This is a genomic window from Sphingobacterium sp. HSC-15S19, from assembly GCF_050433745.1.
GTDB classification, from domain to species: Bacteria; Bacteroidota; Bacteroidia; order Sphingobacteriales; family Sphingobacteriaceae; genus Sphingobacterium; species Sphingobacterium siyangense.
On record NZ_JBNPWQ010000013.1, the window covers coordinates 19,884 to 41,299 of the forward strand.

Here is a 21,416-nt window from a genome sequence, read left to right on the forward strand (position 1 = left end):
TAAAAAATTTGTCTAATCTAATTTTTTTATAGTAGGTTTGCAGACTTAATATGACTATGCTGAAATCGGAAGAATTAAAAGAATTATTAGCTGAACCAAAACGTATTGTAATTACAACGCACTACAAACCGGATGGGGACGCATTGGGTTCATCTTTAGGATTATATTTTTGGTTGACCGCGAAAGGACACCACGTAAATCTCATTGTACCGTCAGACTTTCCAGCCTTTTTGGATTGGTTACCTGGCTTAGAAAATGTACAAATTTATACGCAGGATATTGACCTGCACAATCAACAGATTGACGCAGCTGAATTAATTTTCTGCTTAGATTTTAATGGCCTTGCCCGGATTCACGAAATGGGTGAACCTATTCGTCAAGCGAAAGGAATCAAATGCATGATTGATCACCATTTAGATCCGGAAGGGTTTGAAGATTACGCATTTTGGGATCCATCTGCTGCAGCGACTGCACAATTAATCTATCGCTTCTTAGTCCATGAGATGCAAGATCCAGACCATATCAGTGCTGACATGGCGACATGCTTATATACCGGTATTATGACCGATACGGGCTCTTTCCGCTTCCGTTCTACCACTGCAGAAATTCACCGCATCATTGCATCACTCATTGATTGCGGTGCACAAAACTGGGCTATTCACGAAGAGATTTACAACAGCTCGTCAGAAAGCCGCCTAAAATTCTTAGGGTTCTGTCTATTGAATCGTCTAGAGGTTATCCATGAATATAACACCGCCATTATCCATGTAACCAAAGCGGATCTCACTCAGTTTGAAGTGATCACCGGTGATACCGAAGGATTAGTCAATTATGCCCTTTCTATCAAAGGAATTCGATTGGCTGCTTTAATTATTGACAGAAATGAACAAATTAAACTATCTTTGCGTTCGATTGGAGAAGTTCCTTGCAATGAGATCTGTAAATTGTATTTCAATGGAGGGGGGCATCTTAACGCTTCAGGAGGTAATTCGAAAGAAAGCCTCGAAGCAGTGATTGCAAAATTCAAATCGGTTTTACCAAATTATAAAGAAATATTAACAAAATAAGATATCGTAACATACATTAGAAAATGAAGAAAGCAATTCTATTTTTCGCGGCTGCCGGTCTTTTGATGACGTCATGCCAAAAATTCAAAAAGGCTGAAGGTGGTCTTGAGTATAAAATCGTAGATGATAATGCAAAAGAAAAAGCAGTATCAGGCGATTTATTAGCACTTGACATGGTTGTGAAAACGGACAGAGATTCTACAATGCAAAGTACGTATGACATGGGAGTCCCTCAAATCGTTCAATTATATCCAGATAGTATTATCGCAAAAAATCCAGGTGACCCTACTGGTTTATTCAAATACGTAGGTGAAGGTGATAGCTTGGTATTCAAAATCAATTTGGATTCTATGGCTGCTAAAACACATCAACCAAAACCAGAGTTTGCAGATAAATTCATTGTTTATTCGATCAAAGTCAAAAAACACTTCAAAAAAGGAAAGTTAACAGACCAACAATTAGGTGAACAAGTTCAGAAATATTTTGAAGAAGAATTGAACAAACACAAAGCAGCTGAACCAGCTAAACTTGAAAAATACATCAAGGATAAAAGCTTGAAAACAACGAAAACAGCTTCAGGTCTTCAATATGTAATTACTAAACCTGGAACAGGAGCAAATGCAAAAGTAGGTGATTCTATTCACGTGAACTATGTAGGATCATTAACTACAGGAAAAGTATTTGATACAAACCTTCCAGATGTAGCTAAAAAAGAGAAAATTTTCAACCCTCAACGTCCTTATGAAGCATTAAAATTTCAATTAGGTGTTGATGGTGTAATCCCTGGATGGACTGAAGCATTCCAATTGTTTAACAAAGGTACAAAAGCAACTTTAGTCATTCCTTCATCTTTGGCTTATGGCGATCGCCCTTCAGGTGTTATCCCTCCATATGCTCCTTTAGTATTTGAAGTAGAAGTATTGGATATCAAACCTGGAAAAGTTCCTGCTCCTACAGCAACAACTCCAGGCATGGTAGCGCCTACTGGAACTACTGCTCCAGCGGCAACAGCTCCTGCAGCAAAAAAATAATTCGACTGTAAATTTCAGTTAACAAAAAAGCGGTTTCATCTCGATGAAACCGCTTTTTTGTTGTTCGTATTTTTATTCACTATACGCTAATCTTTTTATCTTCTTTTTTGATCTTCCGTATTTTCAGCCATAGTATTATTACCGCCAATATAAAACTGATGATCATGATGATGGTCAATGCGATCAGCGCCTTATCGGTATGGTAATTTTCAGCATGCTGAATAAACATTAACCTAAAAATTCGAAGATAATGGGTCGATGGGATTACATTTGCAATTGCCTGCACCCAGCCTGGCATTAGACTCGAAGGCCAGGTAAAGCCACTCAAGATAAATGCTGGCGTCGCAATGACCATAAGGACTTCTGTCGATTTCAACTGCGAAGGCAGTAGAATACTGACGAGTACACCTATAAAACACACGGCAAGCAAAAAGACGAAAGTACAGAGTACAAAGCGACCAAATTCGGCCTGTAAAGGCATACGGTAATATTGACCAAAACCCCAATATAAAACCAGGATACCAACAGACATCAAAACATATGGTAATATCTTAACAAGAATAAGTCCGATAGGATTACCGATTTTACGTACCAGCTCCGGAAATGTATTGCCTTCAAATTCCGAGGAAAAAGACAAAGCCAAGCCCAAGAGCAAAACCTGTTGCAGCACAGTAATTAGCACTCCCGGCAGCATAAAATACAGGTAATTTCCACTTCGAATATTCTGCTTAACAAAAGTTGTCTTAAATGGTTCGTACTGCTGCGCAGCGATCTTTGCCGGAACACCACGTTTCATTTGCGCCTGAATCTGTATGCCCGCTTTCAACGTCGAGGCACACACATTGACAGCCATCATGGCGGTATTTGAGGTCAATGTATTGGCACCGTCTACAAAAACAGTCATTTCGGGCAAACGCCCCTGTTGGACTCCGGACGCAAAACCCTTGGGAATATGTACAATCGTTGTTGCCTCATATTGCATCGCAATATCTTTTGAATCAAATAAGGAGGGTATTACACGGGCAACTTCAATACTCTCATTATCTGAAAGCATATCAATAAATGAACTGCTTAAGGGGCTATTATCCTCATCAACTACAATGATCGGCATCTGAGTTACCTTACCTTGTTGATAAACATGCCCCACCAATACACCATACAATACAGGTGCACCCAGAAAAAGCATCAATAGCACTTTATTATTGAAGAAGAGCTTAAACTCCCGTTGGATCAATTCTAAAATTTTTTTCACAGTCAAGCTCTTTAATTCGCATGGAGAACCACAAGCGTTTTTGTTAACAAATCTTTGCTACCGGCAACATCTTCAGGAACAATTTTCAATTCAAACACAGCCTGTTGCGGATCGAAATCAGGATAAGCTGAGGCAATGCTTGCGTACGAATTTAAGGCTTTGATACTAATCACCTTTGCTTTAACCTTTTTGTGATTCAAATAAGGAATTTCAACCTCAACAGCCTCTCCTTTTTGAAGTTTTCCCATTTTATTTTCGGGCAATGTAAATCTAAAATAGGTCGATCGATCAAGGAAACCATTGATAATCGGATAACCTGCCATCGCCAATTCACCGACTTTCAGATTAATCGTTTCCACACTCATGTCCTGTGGAGCAATGACATATTTCTCCTGTGCAGCAACATTGACTTCAGATACCGCTCCCAGTGCACGTTCCTTTTGCCCCAAAGCCATAATCTGCTGTTCTTGTCTAGCCCCACCCTTTGCTTCAGCTAATTCAGCCTGTGCTGCAAGATACTGATTTTTAGCCCCCTGAAATTTAGCGTAGGTCTCGTCGTACTTTTGCTGCGGAATCAGGCTATCCTGCAAAAGGGCATCCAGCCTACCTATTGATTTTTTCGCAAATTCATATTGTTCCTTAAGTCCATCTACCTTCGCCTGCAATTGCACGAGTTGACCTTTCGTAGCACCTTTGACTGCCATGTTATATTGTGCATCAGCAGACTGCAGCGCTCCCTTTGCCTGCTCTTCTTTCGCATCTACCTCGGGAATACTCAAAATAGCCAAGGTATCACCCGCATGCACAAAGTCACCCTCTTCAACCAGAAGCTTCGCAATTTTCCCCGGAACCTTTGTCACAACCGTCACTTGCTCTCGCTCCACCTTGCCTTCAATAGGCTTCTCTTTCACTTGATTTGTACAAGAAACAAAAATAGACAGCGATAATATCCCATATAAATTCTTCATGTTACTCATGTATAGTTTGTAATAATTTTCCTGATGTATGTAGTAATTCAACTGCAGCTGTACGTTGCTGCAAAACATTGTTAAAATAACCCAAATTAACTTTGTACCAATCGTTTTCAGCAGCCAATAACTCAGTAACATCTATTAAGCCAGCTTGATATTGTTTAACAGCCATAGAAAGATTATTTTCGGCAACTTTCAACTGCTGTTCCCCCACTTTCAACTTTTGATTGCCAGTCGTGTAGGTAACGGTATTTTTGCTGAGTAATAAATTTAATTTTTCCTGTGTATCTTCCCTTTTGGTCGTATTGATATTTTGATCGAGTTTAACTTGCTTTATCTTATTGTGATGTTCCCCGCCAGTATAGAGATCCCATTTAACCCCTACGCCAACCATTAGATTGGGACTCCCCTTGATAGAATTAAGCGGTAAGTTGACCGTACCAAATAGCGGTTGGTCTTTCACCGTGAGTTTGGAGTTGAATACATTCAGATAGTTTGCGGATCCAAAGGCAAAGACAGCAGGAAGAGCTCCCCCCTTTTCTTTTTTATACAGGTACTCATACGCTTTTGAGGAAGCATCTAGTGCTTTCAATTCGGATCTTTGTTCGACATCACGTGGAAGATCCGACAAAAATATAGGTTTAAGTCCATAATGAATTCCACCGACCTCCTGAAAAGATACCCCTGTTTCTTGTTCGATCTTTTGACACAACAAATCCCGATTGCCAGAAACCTCTACCTTTTTCTCTTCCAGCTCCAGCAAGGCCAATTTCAATTTATCTCTATCATAAGGTATTGCAAGGCCATTTTGAATCGCTTTATTCACCTTTTCCTGTTCTTTCTTTAATCGCTTTTCAGAATCGACAATCAATTTATCCACCTCATCCAACAACATCAGCTGATCAAAAGAAGCAATAATATCCTTTGAAAGTGTTTCTCGACCGGCCGATTCTAAATATTGTTGAGCCACAGCTTTCTCCTGCAATGCTTTTATTCCATTCGGAATCTGTAATCCCGAAAAGATAATCTGCTTTACTGACACCCCCGCATAGGCCGCTTGTCCATGCATACTAAATCCTGTAGCTCCTTCAAACAAGCCGAGGTTCAATAAAGGGATATTAACCGTAGGAATATCAATACTCCCATTGCTATGTACATAACCGTATAGCCCGAGTGCCGAGACATGTGGCAGCCGGTTTGCTTTTACTCCATCGGCTTCCAGACGTGCTTTATCGACTTCGTAAGCCTTCAATTTCAATTCTTTATTTGTCTGAAAGGCTTTTTGAATAATATCTTTTACCGAAGGGTCAATCAATGATTGCGCATGTAGTTTGTTTAAAAACATAACCGACGCCAAAGTCAATAAACCCAGGCATAACCTCTTATTCATCATATGATTCATTTATTCTTATAAAAATAGGACAACAACCACCTCTTTTATCTGTTTAACAGTAAACCGTACGGTATGTTTGACTTCTGACTCTTTTTAATTAAACGTATCTTTTCAACGGCCAATAACAATCGTCACTTATGCATTCATGGCATGAAGGACTGACCTCCACCTGTTAGCTTTTCCAAGATACAAAAAAAGGAATTCGTTTCTGTAGAAGGAATCCTGTATTAATTTTCATTTTTGCTAATTAATAAGTTATCTTTGGAGATCGAATTGAAATTTTGGTAATTAAGTCTACCACTTTATTCGATAATAATAAAAACAAGTTTTTACCCTAACCCGCTGCTTCCACGCAGAAAACTATGTTGCTTACAGATACACATACACACATTTATTACCATGCAGGGACCGAAAAACTGCAAGAACATCTACAACGTTGCTTCGATAATGGCATACAACGTCTTTTTTTGCCGAATGTAAATAGCGCTTCCATAAAACCTGTATTTGATACCGTAGCAGCTTATCCAGAACATTGTTTTCCCATGCTCGGATTACATCCCTGCGATGTAAAGGAAAACTATGTGGAAGAGTTAGAAACCATCCGAAAGAGCTTGGAAACACACAAAGTCCATGCCATAGGTGAGATCGGGCTGGATCTTTATTGGGATAAAAGCACGCTTGAAATTCAAAAAGATGCTTTTCGAACTCAGGTCCAATGGGCTAAGGAATTAAATTTACCGATCGATATCCACTGTCGGGAAGCCTTCACGGAATTGTTCGAATTATTGGAAGAACTTCACGACGACAAATTATTTGGCGTCCTGCACTGCTTTACCGGTTCCCTAGAGCAAGCCCACCAGGCTATCGATTTAGGTTTTGCTCTTGGTATTGGCGGAGTCGTTACCTTTAAAAAAGCGGGCTTAGATCAGGTGGTCAAAGAAATCGATTTAAAACATATTGTCCTGGAGACAGATGCACCTTATCTGGCTCCTGTCCCTTTTCGCGGTAAAGAAAATGAAAGTAGCTATTTGGTTTACGTCGCACAAAAAGTAGCTGACCTTCACCAGATCTCCGTCGAAAAGGTGGCCGAAATCACAACAGAAAATTCAAAACGTATATTTGGTATATAATTTCAAAACTCAATGCATAATATCTTTATTATCTACACAGGTGGGACCATTGGAATGGTTAAAGATGAAACGGGAACATTCGTTCCTTTCGACTTTGAATTGATCAAACGTAATCTCCCTGATTTAAGCCGCTTAGACTATAAGCTGACCGTGCACTCTTTCGAACCCATTATCGATTCATCGAACATGAAGCCTGAGATCTGGATTGAAATGGCACAAATTATTAAGGATAACTATGCAGATTACGACGGTTTTGTTATTCTACATGGTTCCGATACAATGGCTTTTACGGCCTCAGTATTGAGCTTTATGTTGGAAGGGCTCCAAAAACCGGTCATATTATCAGGCTCCCAATTGCCTATTGGGGAAATTCGAACGGATGCCCGGGAAAATATGATGACAGCGTTGGAAATAGCCTCGGCAAAGCAGGATGGTATATCCATGATCCAAGAGGTATGCATTCTTTTTGACAATAAATTATTCCGTGGCAATCGCTCATTTAAATATAATTCGGCCAAATTTGAGGCCTTTAGATCGCCAAACTATCCCGTATTGGTTGAAGCAGGTATTCACCTCAAATATAATACAGATGCTTTATTAAATAATATTGATAAAGAATTTATCCTACATACCAAACTGGACAACAGGGTAGCCGTATTGAAATTATTTCCGGGGATCTCTGCACAAACAATCAAAGCAGTCCTAGATTCCGATGTCCGCTCCATTGTTATGGAAACATTCGGATCGGGCAATACAACCACCGACACTTGGTTTCTGGATCTATTGAAGGAAGCAATTGAACAAGGTAAAAATATCCTCAACATTTCGCAATGTAAAGTAGGGTCTGTTGAATTAGGTCGCTATGAGACTTCACAAGGACTTAAATCCATCGGTGTGCTGAATGGCTACGACCTGACATTCGAAGCGGCAGTAACCAAATTGATGTATCTTCAAGGTGAGTTAGAAGATCAAAAAGAGGTCGCCTATTGGATTGAAAAGGATATCCGTGGTGAATTGACGATCAATGATTAATGACCAACGGCACAAAATAACAAAAAGGGAGCTGCACTTCACGCAGCTCCCTTTTTGTGATCGGTTTCTATGAATTTCTCCCGAAGATTTATTTGCGAGGAAAGGCGGTATTCCTATTCCTGCGTCAAACTAGCAAGCACTTCCGCAACAACAAAATTGCTTCCGCCAACAAAAATAAGGTTACCTTGTTGATACGCTTCTTTTGCTGCATCAAATGCAGCTCCTACCGATGCATAATCAAGTCCCGTTAGACCAAATTCCATAGCTTCTTTCCGCAGCTCCTCGGATGGCATTGCACGCGGCATATCCGGAGCAGAGAAATAGTAGGTTGCATCTTTGGGTAGATAAGGCAGCATGTGTGATAAGTCCTTATCGCGCATGGCCCCTACCACAAAGTGCAATTTATCATAAGTTGTTGTAGCCAGATTTTTGAGCACTTCATGAATTCCGTCCTCATTGTGCCCTGTATCACAGATGATAAATGGATCCTTAGACAATTGTTGCCATCGGCCTTGAATTCCTGTGGTTGCCTGTACATTTTTTAGCGCTTGCTGCACATGTTGATCACTGATCTCAAAGCCCTGTTCACGCAATTCATCCACTGCTAACAGGACGCCGGCGAGATTCTTAACCTGATAGGAGCCTTTTAGATCCAGTTGATAGTCTGCAGAATGACCCGCAGAATCCGTCGCTTGTACCGTCAAATAATCTTGGTCCACGCCTAGCATTTTCGTCTCATACTTGTCGGAAGCGAATTGGATCGGTGCATGCTCGATCGCTGCTTTATCCAAAAACACGGCTGCTGTCTCTTCAGCATATTCCGAAATAACGACCGGTGTATTTCTTTTGATAATTCCGGCCTTCTCAGCAGCAATTTCCGCCAATGTATTACCAAGAAGATTCATGTGATCAAAACCGATATTGGTGATTACCGACAGCAAAGGCTGAATAATATTGGTGCTGTCCAAACGCCCACCAAGGCCGACTTCAATGACAGCGATATCAACCTTATTCTTCTCGAAATAATCAAAAGCCATGGCTACAGTAATTTCGAAAAACGATGGACTGACTTCTTCTATAAGCTCGCGATGGGTATTGACAAAATCAACAACAAATTCTTTCTCACATAACTGACCATTGACACGAATACGTTCTCTGAAATCCAGTAAATGTGGTGAAGTATAGAGGCCTGTCTTATATCCTGCTTCGGCCAAAATAGCGGCCAACATATGGGAGGTGGATCCTTTTCCGTTTGTACCGGCAATATGTAATGTTTTGAATTTTCGCTGTGGGTTGTCCAAAGCAGCACAAAGTTTGATGGTATTGTCAAGGTCTTTTTTGAAGGCAGAGGCGCCATCCCTTGTAAACATAGGCAATCGAGTATACAGATACTCGATTGCCTCATTATAAGCATTCATGTGAATGATTTTTATCTTAATCTAAAATTGAATACAATCCGTCCTGTTTGGGAGTCGGGAGCATTTGGCAATTGGTTTAGCCTAGCGCCACGTACAGCACGCTCACATTTCTCCAACAAGGATGGATCGGTAATCGTCGTTCCTTTTACACCAGCACGCGCATAGGTGATAACCCCTTGCTTGTTCACTCTAAACTCCACAGCAACCTTTCCTGCTTGCTGTCCATTATCGTCGATACTTGGCCGTTGCGTAAAACTTCGGTTCTCAATAGACAACATCATGTTACCGTTTCCAGATCCCCCTTCGCCGTAGTTACTTGCTAAAGGATCACCCAGTTTGGAACCCTGATTTCCAGGAGTTGTCCCTGTACCATCACCAGCTCCAGTACCGTTATTTTTATTGCCTTTAAAAAGCGCTTTGGCATTGGCCTGTGGTGCCACTTCTTTTACAGCTTTGGTTGTTTCCGGTGCTTTTGAAACGACCTTCTTTTCCGTTTTTGTTACCGCAGGGGCATCTTCTAAATCCTGTGTGACAACCGCTTTCTCCGCAACTTGCTGTGTTGGAGTTGGGGTAGGTGTTTCAACAGGGTCAATACGGTCAGGGCGTTCATTATTGGCGTTGGGATCCACCGATGGTTCCTCAACACTCATGGTTTGATCACCCATCCCCTCGGGAGACGTACCATAATTAACAATCAATCCACCCATACCAATATCATCAGGTACCTCAGCTTTAAAAACAACAAAAAATCCAATCAAGAGCAACGATGCCATGACCAAAGTCGATATCCCCAATGCTTTGGGGAAATTATTTTCTTCATGTTGAAGGTGATATCTCATCGCATTAATCTCCTATATTAATAGCTGACCAATAAACTTTAAAAAAGTTTAATTGTTCCTATTTATCTTTTTTTGGTTCTGTTGCCAATACCACTTTAATCTTCAATCGATTAGCTACATCCATTACAGAAATAACATTTTGAATGGGAACCGTATTATCGACATAGAGCATAATTGTCACTTCCTCACCCGCAGCCATTTGCGATTGAATTGCAGCTTCCAATCCCTCAATGGGAACTGGAGTTTTGTCAATAAAATAGCCCAAATCTTTTGTAATCGATACCGTGACGGTCTTTTTAGCAACAGATTGTTCTCCCGCACTTGACTTTGGTAACAATAGCTTCACCACTTGCGGATTAGAAACTGCAGAAGCCAACAGGAAGAACAACATCAGGAAAAACATGATGTCATTCAGCGCTGAAGTATATACTTCCGCAGATGGTTTATTTTTTCTACTTCGTAAGTTCATTATCTTCCCGGTTCATCCAATAAATCAATAAATTCTACTGCATCCGTTTCCATACGTAAAATCAATCGTTCCACCATCATATTCAGGATATGGTAGCCCAAATAAGCTAAGATACCGACCGCAAGACCTGATGCAGAAGATACCATTTTTACATATAGCCCCCCAGATACAGAAGCAATATCAATACCACCAGCTAATTCCACGTCGTGGAAAATCTTAATTACTCCAAAGATCGTACCTACGAAACCAAGCATCGGGGCAATACCAGCAATAATACCCAAAATATTGATGTTCTTTTCTAACTTGGCAACTTCCAATTTACCCACGTTTTCGATCGCTCCTTCAATATCTTTGATCGGTCTGCCGACACGCAATAAGCCTTTTTGCAACATACGTCCCAAAGCTGAGTTACTTGAACGAACTACAGCTAATGCCGAATCCAAATTTCCGGACAAAACATTTGCCTTTACTTGCGACATTAAGCTGTTATCATATTTTGCGGCGCGACGGATAGTCAAATAACGCTCAAAAAAGATAACCAATCCAATAAAGAACAACAGTAGGATTGGAACCATGATCCATCCCCCTTTGATCATCATATCGATCAAACTCATGTTTTCTGTAGGCGCAGCAGCAGGTAATGGTTGTTGTGCAGCTTGATTAAACGAATCCACAGCAGCCCGTGCTGTATCTTGTACTAATGACATAATTATTAATAGTTTTATATAGTTTCTATAATGTTTCTACCCAAGCACCTTCAATCTTTTTCTCTACAGATTTCTTAGCGAGGTCTGCCTCCGATTTTGTCATGTAGGTGTTTAAGATGATTTTCTTTCTATTTCTTTTAAACTTTCCCTCTACAGCTCGTGCTGTTTTATAGCCCATTTCCCGAAGGCGCTTGGCTTCCTGCTCTGCTTGTACCATTGTCTTTGCAGAACCTATTACCAATTGATATCTGGGTTGTGCAACAGGGATAGATTCTTTGATCACAGGGTTTGCTTCCAAAACCGGAGGTTTTGCTTCCGCATTGGTCGCTGGTACAGTTGTTGTCTTTTTAACAGAATCTATCACAGTGCGCTTAGCCAATGAATCGACTTTTTTCAAACTATCGGCTTGCAACGTATTGGACAATGTATCCGCAGGCATGATCGGCTGTTTTTGAACAAGCGTATCTGCCGTTTTTACAACAGGTTTGGTCGATCCAAATAACGAATCCTTCAACGCAGGATTGGTGTAAACCACCGCAACAGCAACCATTGCCAGCACAATAATTCCAGTCATCCAATACCAGATCGCATTTGAATTACGCGGCTCTTCCTCATAGATATTTGGTGCGTATGTTGAATTGGCGTTAGCCGACGCAATAGCACCGATTTCTCTTTTTGAAGTGTTTTCTTCCTTCGGAGTAACCGAAACACTGCTATCAGCTATCACAGCAGCATCCACAGGTTCAAACTCTTCAGTTTCCTTTTGCGCTAACGACGATTCTTCAGCTTCAAGACCGGTACGATCGCTTGTTGGTGCTGTCTCCTGCGAAAGCTCATCCGCTACTGGATCCGTTACCTGTGTTGTTTCAGCTTCTTCTTTGACCTCTTCAACCTCGATCGTTTCGTCTTGATCTGCCGTATCCGGCATAGACTCTATCGCAGGCTCTACCTTATCATTAGCTTCCACCACAGGATCTTCTTCTACAACAGGGTCTTCTTCAACAGCTAAGGCCGTAAGTTCTTCTTCTTTGGCTTCTTCCAAAGAAGAAACAACTGTTTCAATTTCTGGTGCAACAAGATTTGTAACCGGTTGGAAGTCGAATCCCGACAAGTCTAAGGGTTTGAAGACCAAACTTGCGCCATAACTTATCAGTAATCCAAGATCATCAAGTTTGACCTGTCCAAATTGCCCCAAATCGGCCCGCAGCTTATCAACAGTTTCCGACAATATCTGTTGCGCCTGATTGAGGCCCAAGTTTTCCTGTTGTTGGATATAATGAACAATATTAAATCCATGTTGAGCAGAATAGTCGAGCTCAACATAAGAAATCGGGGGTAAAAACACATTATTCTGTTTATCGAACTGAGCCGGAGAATGAATTCGTTTGAACACACCTATTCCGGGCACGTATACTTCCGCATAACGTTTTAATAAACTATTGATGTTTTTGCCTAGATTCATCGCGCACTATTTTAAGATGCAAATTTATAATCTTAATTCGTTAAAACGAATAATTAAGACCACCAATTACATTAAAGCCCAATCTTGGGTAATACATATAACGTTCGTATTCTTTTCCGAAGATATTATTTGCTTTAACGAAAATACCAAATTGTTTTTTGATTCGGTATTCTGCGCCTGCATTAAGATCAGCAAACGAAGCTATTGTTGCCTTATGCCCACTGTTGGCAATACGACTGCCATCTGCGTTATAATCATAAATATACGCATAGGTATTGCCTTGTGTAGAAAGTTCAGCATCTACGAAAAATTTATCGGAGATATTGAAGCGTGCATTAGCCTGCATACGGAATTTTGGCAATCCCCAAGCTTCCTCTTCATCACTCAAGTTATAATCGTCTATATACACTTTTCCACCTAGATTAACCAATTGTGAAAGACGTACATTGATTTCTCCTTCCAATCCCATATGTTTAGCTTTATTGATCACGCCATCATAAACGACATCAAAAGCCCAAGGCGCGTAACCTCCCAAGCTTCCATCTGGCTTCAAAAGAGCTACTCCACTATTTTTAAACAAGGGCAATCCTTCGATTTGCTTGTAGAATACCTTTACTTTATAACCAAATGTTGCACCGGCATTTCCTTTTAAACCCGCGTAAACATTCATTTTCTCAATCGAGTTTATCATTTTGGCGTTAGGAGCCAAATATGGATTTTCCTTAGCGAAACTACGGAAAGAAGCTTGTTTCACTCCCCCATTGATTCCGGCAAACAAGGAAATATATTCAGGTGCCAAAGCAAAATCAGCTTCTACGGATGGGAAAATATTGAATCTTGAGCTATCGCCAAATTCAGAAGTTAAATTCGCACCCAAGGTTACGTTATAGTTGTCGCCCTTAAAACGAATATATGGATTGATGACCGCCAAATGATTTTTTACTTCAGCACTATCTTTCACATTATTCATTGTCACGCTCAAATTCGCACCAACATTGAATGCACTTAGGCGTTTGTTCAAATAACCGGATAATGCAATGGAATTTTCTTTGGCTTTATAAGCGTCTTTAAACAAATAACCATCAACTTTTGCGGAATAGCTTAAGGCTTGCTCATTTTTTGGATCCACATTACTTGACAGCTCTCCATTCAAGTAGATATCTGTAAAGGTCTGTTTATCCGGAGTCGTATTCAACAAAGTTGTTCCCGATTGATCAAAAGTCTGGCTATAGAAGTTTGTGCCATAACGATTGTATCCGATGGTACCTTTAACGGTTACCGCATCCAATACACGACGACCAAAAATACCGATATCCTGTGTACTGAACTTCTGTCCGTCAATATTACCCTTTTGGCTCAAATGTTTTGCAAATAAGCCAAACCGTGTGTTTTCAAACTGCTCAGAAGCTAAATAAGCCTCGCCCAATATACTGTTATAATTACCGATACCAAATTTGACATAGTTGCTACTATGTTCAAAAGGTTGTGCAAAAGGAATCTCCTGTACATTCAATTGTTTCAAACCGGTATTGATATCCAATTTCTTGTCCAAAATATTGTTGTAGGACAATTTGGGCTGGTATTCCCTTTTATTGGTCATATCCGGACTGCGGCGGATTTTCACAGCATCCGCAAGAATTGGCTTGTAATCACGAACAACATCAAAAGAATCGATAGTGACCGGTTTCTCAGGATCATTCTTCTTGCCTGTTTCCTGTGCAAAAGAATTCAATCCCACGCCCATCAAAAGCGCTGCTAAAGTATATTTCTTCACGTTTCTATTTTGCAACTTCTTCATTGTATCCTATTTCTTTTTGTTGTTCAATTTATTTAGACGTTCTTTTGCTGCTGGCAAAATATCGTCTTTCGCATCATAGTTATCCACAATCGATTCAAGTGTAGCTTTCGCCTGGAAAGAATCTCCTTTACCTGCATAAGCATCAGCCATGGTAATAAAGCTTTTCGCCACCCAATATTCGTACGAAGAGAAATTATCGGATAGATCCATTGCTGTTTTGATACACGCATCGTATTGTTTATTTTCCAATTGTAGTACCGCAACATTGTATTTTGCTTCGGCACCATATACTGTACGGCTCTTCAATGCAGCTAAACTGAATTCTTTCATTGCCTCAGTTTTCTTATTCTGCTTCACATAGCATTTACCGGCATACAAGAATGCATTTGCGATCTCCTCTTCCGAAGACTTCTCGTAATTCTTGACAGCATTGGTATAATTTAATGCTTCTTTATAATCCCCAATTTGGAAATAAGAGACCATTAGGTTATTTATTGCGAAACCATAGTTAGCCTTGTATTCAGAAGTAAGCTCCAGCTTTTTCAATAACTGTGTCGCCTCGTTATATTTCTTTTGTTTCAAATATAAATTTGACACCGAAATTAACGTACGTTCTGTATAAGGAGACGTCCAGTCATTCAAGATAATATTGTAATCATGTAGAGCATCTTCTGTATTGCCCAAAGCTGCGTTACTTTCAGCACGAACAAAACGCGCATATTTCTCTTGATTTGGTTTCGGGAATTTATCGAAATACGCATTTACAGCTTCCACCGCCCCTTGGTAATTTCCTCTGGAGAATAGGGTTGTGGCAGTGGAGAATGAACGCGAGTCTTGCTCAGATTTCGACGCATCCCCTAAGTTTGTTCCAGTCGCATATTTAATATACCCTGTTGCATCGCCTTTATCCAAATAGATGTTCTCAATCGATCGCATGGCCTGTCTTGCTTCATCTGTTGATCCATATTGGTCGACTACACGTTGGAAAGTTGCCAATGCAGCATCATTGTTATCTTGATTATACTGAACCAAACCAATCGTCACCAAAGCACGTGGCACATAACTGCTGCGCGGATATTTTTCAACCATTGTTTGAAGTCCAGCAATTGCCTGGTCACTTTCTCCCATCAAGAAACGTGTGTAAGGAATCTCAAACGCAATATCATCCGCATAATTAGAGCTCGGGAATTGTGCAATAACAGCATTCAATGTTGAAATTTTACCATTGTTATCCCCTTGTAAACCTTGAATAATACCACGCTGGAATAACGCGTAATCCTGACTAGGCGCTTTAGAAGAGATCAACTTATTGTATTCTGTTAATGCTCTGCCGTAGTTTTTCGAAGAGAAATAAGAATCGCCCAAGCGTGCAATTGCATCATTACGTGTATTCATTTCTATTCCTTTCGAACCACCAGACGCTAAGAAACGCTCGAAGTAATTGGCCGCCGTGCTGTAGTTTCCATTACGGAAAGCCGCATAGGCTAACGCATAATTTGCATACCCATACACATCCGTTTTGTTAGCTCCTGGCAAGCGAAGGAATTTATTGAAATTTGTAACCGCTTCACCATATTTACGCACTTCGTACATGGCTTCCGCTTTCCAATAGGTGGCTAAAGCGTAAATTTCCTCGTCATAACGAAACTCTTCAGAGCGCATGAATAGGGAAATTGCATTTTCAAAAGCACGCTCATTATAATACTCCAAACCTCTGTAGTAGGTTACCTTTTGATAAGCAGCGTTTGCTTCTTTTCCACGTTTAGGAATAGATTCCAAAATATCAACTGCCTCACGGTAGTTTTTTGTACTCAACAATACTTCAGCAAGCAAAGTTTTCGCTTCCTCTAAGCGTTTCGATTTTGGGTACGTTTTCAGGTATTCTTGTGTCGAAGCTAAAGCCACTTGGTGGAATTCCAATTCATACGAAAGCTTAGCATAGTTGAATAAGCCTTCTTCTTGCATTGCTGGATCAAAATCCAATTTCGAAGCACGGAAAAATGCGTTACGCGCAGATTGCTTATTGCCTTTCTTCAAGAAAGCATCCCCTAGGGTAATCATCGCAGATTGATAATATGCGTCAGGATCAGTCATTTTTTCCAATTCAGTGATCGCTTTATCGTAATCCTTCAATTTGTAAGCGATGTAACCGATTTGGTAGCTATCCTGATTATTCTGCGTCTTACCTTGGTCTTGTGCCTGGAATTTGTCGTAATACTCTTTTGATGTTTTTAAATCACCTTTGATAAAGTATGTTGCCGCTATAATACGGAACATCTCTGTTTCATTTTCTTGTTTTGTTCGCGACAAAATTGGCAACGCATAATCCAACACATCGTCGTAGCGCTTATCCAAGAAATACAAAGCAGTAATATAATAAGGATAACTATTTTCGAATTGTTTAGATCCATTTAGGCGCTCAAATTCATTCAACGCCGTTTTATACTCGGCGTCTAAGTAAGAAAGATACGCGTAATAATAGATTGAAGCTTCCTGAAATTCAGTTTTCTGATCTTTCAATCCTTCAAATAATGGTTTCGCCGTTTTATAATCCTTTGTCATAAAGGAAGCATATCCATATTTAAAGCGATATTCTACATTTTCTTTACCTGCTAAATTTTTGCTGTCGATCTTGTTAAACCACTCTAAGGCCTTAACATAATCTTTTTTAGCATAATAGGATTTACCGATTTGAAAATAAGCTGCTTTAGCATTTGCACTGACAGGGAAATCTTTAATGTATTTCAGAAAACGGTTTTCGGCATCGGATTCGCCCAATTCCAGTGCGCAAACCGCTTGATAATACCGTACGTTCTCTTTCAACAAAGACAGTTCCTCTGTTTCGTCCAATTGCAAGTTGGATTTTGTCCGCAAAGCTTCAACACGGTCAAATTGGGCTGAAGCAGAACTAAATTTTCCGCGTTCATACAATTCCATTCCTGTTTTGTACGCCTTGTTGTTTTGTTGCCATTCTGTCTGTTGCGCTAATGCTGGCGTCGCCATAACGGTTAATGCAACTCCCACCTGGTAAATCTTCTTATACATAATATGTGAAACCTTAATATGTTATTTATCTGCAAATGTAAATGAATCTCCCTCCAAACCGCGATAAATTCGCATTTCAAAGCAAATTTATCGAAAGCCTCTCTGCCATTAAAGGCTTTAAGATAGCCTCAAATTTATTGAAAATCAATTCAAATCTCCACTTCTCAGGGAGATAGTTTTATTCATTTTACTAAATTATACTTTAATTGAGCTATTTTACACAAAAGTTATTAACATCTGTGAATAACCCTGTATTATAACGGAAATTTTGCACAAAAAATATGCCCGACAAAAAAATAAAGTCAGGCATACTATTATTGCATTAGAAAACAGTGCTATTTAGTCTCACACGTACATTAACGCACGTCAAAACCAATGTAGACTATCCGCGTTGCCCTGCTAATAGATACAAGACAGCCATGCGCACAGCAACACCATTTTCAACCTGATCCAAAATAATTGAATGTTCGCTATCCGCGACATCCGATGTGATTTCGACCCCCCGATTGATTGGTCCGGGGTGCATAATTGTGATTGGCTTCTCTAAAGAATCCAAAATCTCTTTATTCAATCCATATAGCATGGAATATTCTCTTAAGGAAGGGAAATAGGCAATATCCTGACGCTCCAATTGAATCCGTAACATATTTGCAACATCACACCAGTTCAACGCTTTCCGCAAATCATGCTCTACTTTTACACCCAATGATGTAATATGTTTAGGAATTAATGTGGTCGGACCACAAACCATCACTTCTGCACCTTGCTTTTGAAGACATAAGATATTCGACAAGGCAACGCGTGAATGTGTAATATCTCCAACGATAGCTATTTTACGACCAGCTACATCACCATAGCGTTCGCGGATCGAAAATGAATCAAGTAAAGCCTGTGTAGGGTGTTCATGTGCTCCGTCACCTGCATTGACAATTTGTGCATCAACATGTTTACTTAGAAATACCCCAGCTCCGGCGTATGGATGTCTCATCACAATCATATCAACCTTCATTGCAAGAATATTGTTCACCGTATCGATGAGTGTCTCCCCCTTACTTACTGAAGAGGAGGATGCCGCAAAATTCACGATATCCGCAGAAAGTCTCTTTTCAGCAAGTTCAAAGGATAGACGTGTCCGTGTTGAATTTTCAAAAAACACGTTGGCAATCGTAATATCCCTTAACGACGGAACCTTTTTGATTGGCCTATTTAATACCTCTTTGAAATTACTTGCTGTATCCAGGATCAATTGGATATCGTTCTCATTTAGATCTTTGATCCCCAATAAATGGCGGGTACTTAATTGTTCTGCTACAGATGACATTTTATAGTATATTCAAATATTTACTAATCATTTTTTTTCTGAAAGTGTCTGATCTTATTGGCCAGAAAGAACCTTCAGTTTGCTTTCATTGCTGTTGGCGTCTGCGAAGTCATGAAGGTTTTATTGAAAGTGCCTGTTTCCAAAGGTCAACAATAACCTTCAGTATCGTCATGACACCGCTATTAATCGCTAGCTGACGCCTTCTTTTCTGTAATCAAGATAATACTATCCTGATCCTCTGATTCTTTCCAGTTAACAATTACTTTTTGTGAATCAATAGAATCTACCTGTATTCCGATATAATCGGGCTGAATAGGGATCTGTCTAGAAAACCGGCGATCGACCAAAACAAGCAATTCTATTCTTCTTGCACGGCCAAATGCCTGCACAGCATCCATTGCCGCACGAATAGTACGTCCTGTCCATAAGACATCATCTATAAAGATCACCTCTTTACCTTCTACAATAAAATTGATATTTGTGCTATTTGCTAAGATTGGACCAGTATTCCCTTTCGTACGGAAGTCATCGCGATAAAAGGTAATATCCAAATCGCCAACTAAAATCTCTTTTCCGATCATTTGTTCAAGCTCTTTGACGATGCGTCTCGCTAAGAAAGTTCCTCGGGGTTGAATACCTATGACGACAGCATTTGAAAAATCACCGTGATTCTCAATCAATTGACGACATAGTCTTTGAATTGTGATTTGAAATTTTGGTCCGTCTAATAAAATCGACTGTTTCATTATGGGAATGTTTGAGCAAAGCTACACTTTTTTTAACAAAAACGAAGCCATGAAGGGCAATTAATTTCAATATTTGCATCCAACTGGCACAATAACAAAAAGTGATTTAAACAAAGATTATCTTCCTTTCCGGGAAATTTACAAAGCCATTATTCCAGCACATTAACAGATTTTGAAGTTATATACAATACGCATTGCCAACCATTTACAGCAAATTCCATAACATCGAAATGCTATAGGTAGCGACTATTCATCTAGCTCGGCACTTTTATTATTCCGTGCAAAAAAATACACCGGTACACCGATTAATACAAGTATAAAGCCTGGCCAGGTATATTGTGGCTTATAGATAATTAATAATACACAAAATACGGCACCTATCAACAGGTACAAGATTGGTGTAATCGGAAAGAGGAAGGTTTTGTAGGAACGTTCCAAATCCGGTCTCCGGATACGTTGAATAATAACACCCAGTACTGTAATCATATAAAATATGACAATAACAAAAGATATCATATCCAGTAAATTGCCATATTGCCCACTTAGGCAAAGTAAGGAAGCCCAGATTCCCTGAAGCCATAACGATCGTGCGGGCACATCATATTTGTTATTGGGAATCGCCTGCTTCAGAAACAATCCATCTTTTGCCATAGTCTGAAAAACACGCGCTCCGGACAGTGCAAGTCCATTAACACAACCAAAGGTCGAGATCATAACCAAAATCGCCATCGCTATTGTACCATTATGGCCTAATATTTTTTCAGCCGCCGCTATGGCAACACGATCATTTGCCGCAAAAGCAATTTCCTCTCGATTTAATGCCGCCAGGTAAATGTAATTACAACTTATATAGAGCAACATCACCAAGCTTGTTCCGATAACCAATGCCCGAACAACATTACGCTGCGGATTAACAATCTCTCCGGAAACAAACGTTACATTTTCCCAGGCCACACTACTAAATACCGAACCTACCATCGCAGCAGCTAAAGCCCCCATCAGTACGCCCCCAGAGATCTGCGACCAGCCAGCACCTTTCAAATTTTGAAAAGAGTCCCAGCCATAAGCCATATTTTCTGAAAAATGATTTTCCTTAATCAAGAACAGACCACCTAAAATCAGTAAAACCAGCGCAATAATTTTTGCTGAAGTAAAGAAAGATTGAACAGCTTTTCCACTCTTGATCCCTCTTGTATTGATAAAGGTCAGGAGAATAATAACACCCATAGCGACAATCTGTATCCAGGTAATCTTAAACTCTCCACGCTGAAATAGCGGTGCTGCATCATTTAGCTGCGGAATAAGGTAGGCTGTAAACTTACCAAAGGCAACAGCTACAGCTGCTATCGTTCCCGTTTGAATGACTGTAAATAAACTCCAGCCATATAAAAAGCCAATTGGCTTCCCAAATATTTCTGTCAGATAGGTATATTGTCCCCCAGCCTTCGGGTACATAGACGACAATTCGCCATAGCAGATTGCCGCCGCAACAGTTGCTAATGCGGTCAATAACCAAACTATCGCCAACCAATATCCGGATCCCAGCTGCCGCATCATATCACTCGATACAATAAAAATACCGCTTCCGATCATCGACCCCATGACCAGCATCACTGCATCCCACAATTTTAATTGACGTTTCATCATAACTTAAGGTTGGTTTTATATGGCGTTAAGCTAAGAAAAAATAATCAAAAAAAAGCCGCCCTTTCCTACATCGCATCAAAAAGTGTAT

At 40.1% G+C, this 21,416-nt stretch carries 17 protein-coding genes; 4 read left to right on the forward strand and 13 right to left on the reverse strand.

The window, feature by feature from the left end; all coding sequences use genetic code 11:
- Positions 1-56: 56 nt before the first annotated feature.
- Both L1283_RS12255 and L1283_RS12260 read left to right on the forward strand, forming a co-directional pair.
- Positions 57-1,067 (forward strand): DHH family phosphoesterase, encoded by a 1,011-nt coding sequence (locus L1283_RS12255; protein ID WP_075994208.1) that lies wholly within the window; start codon positions 57-59, stop codon positions 1,065-1,067.
- 23 nt (positions 1,068-1,090) lie between these two features.
- Positions 1,091-2,098 (forward strand): FKBP-type peptidyl-prolyl cis-trans isomerase, encoded by a 1,008-nt coding sequence (locus tag L1283_RS12260; protein WP_088162971.1) that lies wholly within the window; start codon positions 1,091-1,093, stop codon positions 2,096-2,098.
- 79 nt (positions 2,099-2,177) lie between these two features.
- Here the strand turns inward: L1283_RS12260 and L1283_RS12265 are convergent, their stop codons facing one another.
- The 3 genes from L1283_RS12265 to L1283_RS12275 are packed head-to-tail and all read right to left on the reverse strand — an operon-like array spanning position 2,178 to position 5,714.
- Positions 2,178-3,350 carry an ABC transporter permease gene (locus L1283_RS12265; RefSeq protein ID WP_075994210.1) on the reverse strand — a complete coding sequence of 391 codons (1,173 nt, stop codon included), beginning with the start codon at positions 3,348-3,350 and terminating at the stop codon, positions 2,178-2,180.
- Between the two features lie 11 nt (positions 3,351-3,361).
- Positions 3,362-4,318 (reverse strand): HlyD family secretion protein, encoded by a 957-nt coding sequence (locus L1283_RS12270; protein ID WP_070561231.1) that lies wholly within the window; start codon positions 4,316-4,318, stop codon positions 3,362-3,364.
- Position 4,319: 1 nt separating this feature from the next.
- Positions 4,320-5,714 (reverse strand): TolC family protein, encoded by a 1,395-nt coding sequence (locus L1283_RS12275; RefSeq protein WP_227550146.1) that lies wholly within the window; start codon positions 5,712-5,714, stop codon positions 4,320-4,322.
- 362 nt (positions 5,715-6,076) lie between these two features.
- Between L1283_RS12275 and L1283_RS12280 the strand changes: the two genes are divergently transcribed.
- Both L1283_RS12280 and L1283_RS12285 read left to right on the forward strand, forming a co-directional pair.
- Entirely contained in the window at positions 6,077-6,844 is a 768-nt protein-coding gene (locus L1283_RS12280) for a TatD family hydrolase (RefSeq protein ID WP_075994211.1), read from the forward strand.
- 12 nt (positions 6,845-6,856) lie between these two features.
- Positions 6,857-7,876 carry an asparaginase gene (locus L1283_RS12285; protein WP_075994212.1) on the forward strand — a complete coding sequence of 340 codons (1,020 nt, stop codon included), beginning with the start codon at positions 6,857-6,859 and terminating at the stop codon, positions 7,874-7,876.
- A 113-nt stretch (positions 7,877-7,989) separates the two neighbouring features.
- Here the strand turns inward: L1283_RS12285 and L1283_RS12290 are convergent, their stop codons facing one another.
- From L1283_RS12290 to L1283_RS12335, 10 genes are all read right to left on the reverse strand, one after another.
- Complete coding sequence (locus tag L1283_RS12290; protein WP_075994213.1) at positions 7,990-9,294, reverse strand: bifunctional folylpolyglutamate synthase/dihydrofolate synthase; 1,305 nt, start codon at positions 9,292-9,294, stop codon at positions 7,990-7,992.
- A gap of 11 nt (positions 9,295-9,305) precedes the next feature.
- Entirely contained in the window at positions 9,306-10,133 is an 828-nt protein-coding gene (locus L1283_RS12295; protein ID WP_429626128.1) for an energy transducer TonB, read from the reverse strand.
- Between the two features lie 58 nt (positions 10,134-10,191).
- A complete protein-coding gene (locus L1283_RS12300; protein ID WP_088162977.1) occupies positions 10,192-10,602 on the reverse strand; it encodes an ExbD/TolR family protein in 411 nt (136 codons plus the stop codon).
- A complete protein-coding gene (locus L1283_RS12305; RefSeq protein WP_046672749.1) occupies positions 10,602-11,309 on the reverse strand; it encodes a MotA/TolQ/ExbB proton channel family protein in 708 nt (235 codons plus the stop codon). Before L1283_RS12305 ends, L1283_RS12300 begins: the two co-directional genes overlap by 1 nt.
- Positions 11,310-11,334: 25 nt before the next feature.
- Positions 11,335-12,771 carry an SPOR domain-containing protein gene (locus L1283_RS12310; RefSeq protein ID WP_088162978.1) on the reverse strand — a complete coding sequence of 479 codons (1,437 nt, stop codon included), beginning with the start codon at positions 12,769-12,771 and terminating at the stop codon, positions 11,335-11,337.
- Positions 12,772-12,811: 40 nt separating this feature from the next.
- Positions 12,812-14,569, reverse strand: coding sequence for a TonB-dependent receptor (locus L1283_RS12315; protein ID WP_088162979.1), 1,758 nt, complete (start codon positions 14,567-14,569; stop codon positions 12,812-12,814).
- 6 nt (positions 14,570-14,575) lie between these two features.
- Entirely contained in the window at positions 14,576-17,614 is a 3,039-nt protein-coding gene (locus L1283_RS12320; protein WP_088162980.1) for a tetratricopeptide repeat protein, read from the reverse strand.
- A gap of 382 nt (positions 17,615-17,996) precedes the next feature.
- Positions 17,997-18,935 (reverse strand): aspartate carbamoyltransferase catalytic subunit, encoded by a 939-nt coding sequence (locus L1283_RS12325; RefSeq protein WP_075994218.1) that lies wholly within the window; start codon positions 18,933-18,935, stop codon positions 17,997-17,999.
- 182 nt (positions 18,936-19,117) lie between these two features.
- Positions 19,118-19,681, reverse strand: a complete 564-nt coding sequence (gene pyrR, locus L1283_RS12330; protein WP_070561239.1) for a bifunctional pyr operon transcriptional regulator/uracil phosphoribosyltransferase PyrR — start codon at positions 19,679-19,681, stop codon at positions 19,118-19,120.
- Between the two features lie 246 nt (positions 19,682-19,927).
- The gene (locus L1283_RS12335) at positions 19,928-21,328 is read right to left on the reverse strand and encodes an APC family permease (RefSeq protein ID WP_232475619.1); all 1,401 of its coding nucleotides are present in this window, start codon (positions 21,326-21,328) and stop codon (positions 19,928-19,930) included.
- Between the last annotated feature and the right edge of the window lie 88 nt (positions 21,329-21,416).

Coding starts and splice junctions, on each gene's coding strand:
- L1283_RS12255 (WP_075994208.1), top strand. CDS start 57: ATGCTGAAATCGGAAGAATTAAAAGAATTATTAGCTGAACCAAAACGT.
- L1283_RS12260 (WP_088162971.1), top strand. CDS start 1,091: ATGAAGAAAGCAATTCTATTTTTCGCGGCTGCCGGTCTTTTGATGACG.
- L1283_RS12270 (WP_070561231.1), bottom strand. CDS start 4,318: ATGAAGAATTTATATGGGATATTATCGCTGTCTATTTTTGTTTCTTGT.
- L1283_RS12275 (WP_227550146.1), bottom strand. CDS start 5,714: ATGATGAATAAGAGGTTATGCCTGGGTTTATTGACTTTGGCGTCGGTT.
- L1283_RS12280 (WP_075994211.1), top strand. CDS start 6,077: ATGTTGCTTACAGATACACATACACACATTTATTACCATGCAGGGACC.
- L1283_RS12285 (WP_075994212.1), top strand. CDS start 6,857: ATGCATAATATCTTTATTATCTACACAGGTGGGACCATTGGAATGGTT.
- L1283_RS12290 (WP_075994213.1), bottom strand. CDS start 9,294: ATGAATGCTTATAATGAGGCAATCGAGTATCTGTATACTCGATTGCCT.
- L1283_RS12295 (WP_429626128.1), bottom strand. CDS start 10,133: ATGAGATATCACCTTCAACATGAAGAAAATAATTTCCCCAAAGCATTG.
- L1283_RS12300 (WP_088162977.1), bottom strand. CDS start 10,602: ATGAACTTACGAAGTAGAAAAAATAAACCATCTGCGGAAGTATATACT.
- L1283_RS12305 (WP_046672749.1), bottom strand. CDS start 11,309: ATGTCATTAGTACAAGATACAGCACGGGCTGCTGTGGATTCGTTTAAT.
- L1283_RS12310 (WP_088162978.1), bottom strand. CDS start 12,771: ATGAATCTAGGCAAAAACATCAATAGTTTATTAAAACGTTATGCGGAA.
- L1283_RS12315 (WP_088162979.1), bottom strand. CDS start 14,569: ATGAAGAAGTTGCAAAATAGAAACGTGAAGAAATATACTTTAGCAGCG.
- L1283_RS12320 (WP_088162980.1), bottom strand. CDS start 17,614: ATGTATAAGAAGATTTACCAGGTGGGAGTTGCATTAACCGTTATGGCG.
- L1283_RS12325 (WP_075994218.1), bottom strand. CDS start 18,935: ATGTCATCTGTAGCAGAACAATTAAGTACCCGCCATTTATTGGGGATC.
- pyrR (WP_070561239.1), bottom strand. CDS start 19,681: ATGAAACAGTCGATTTTATTAGACGGACCAAAATTTCAAATCACAATT.
- L1283_RS12335 (WP_232475619.1), bottom strand. CDS start 21,328: ATGATGAAACGTCAATTAAAATTGTGGGATGCAGTGATGCTGGTCATG.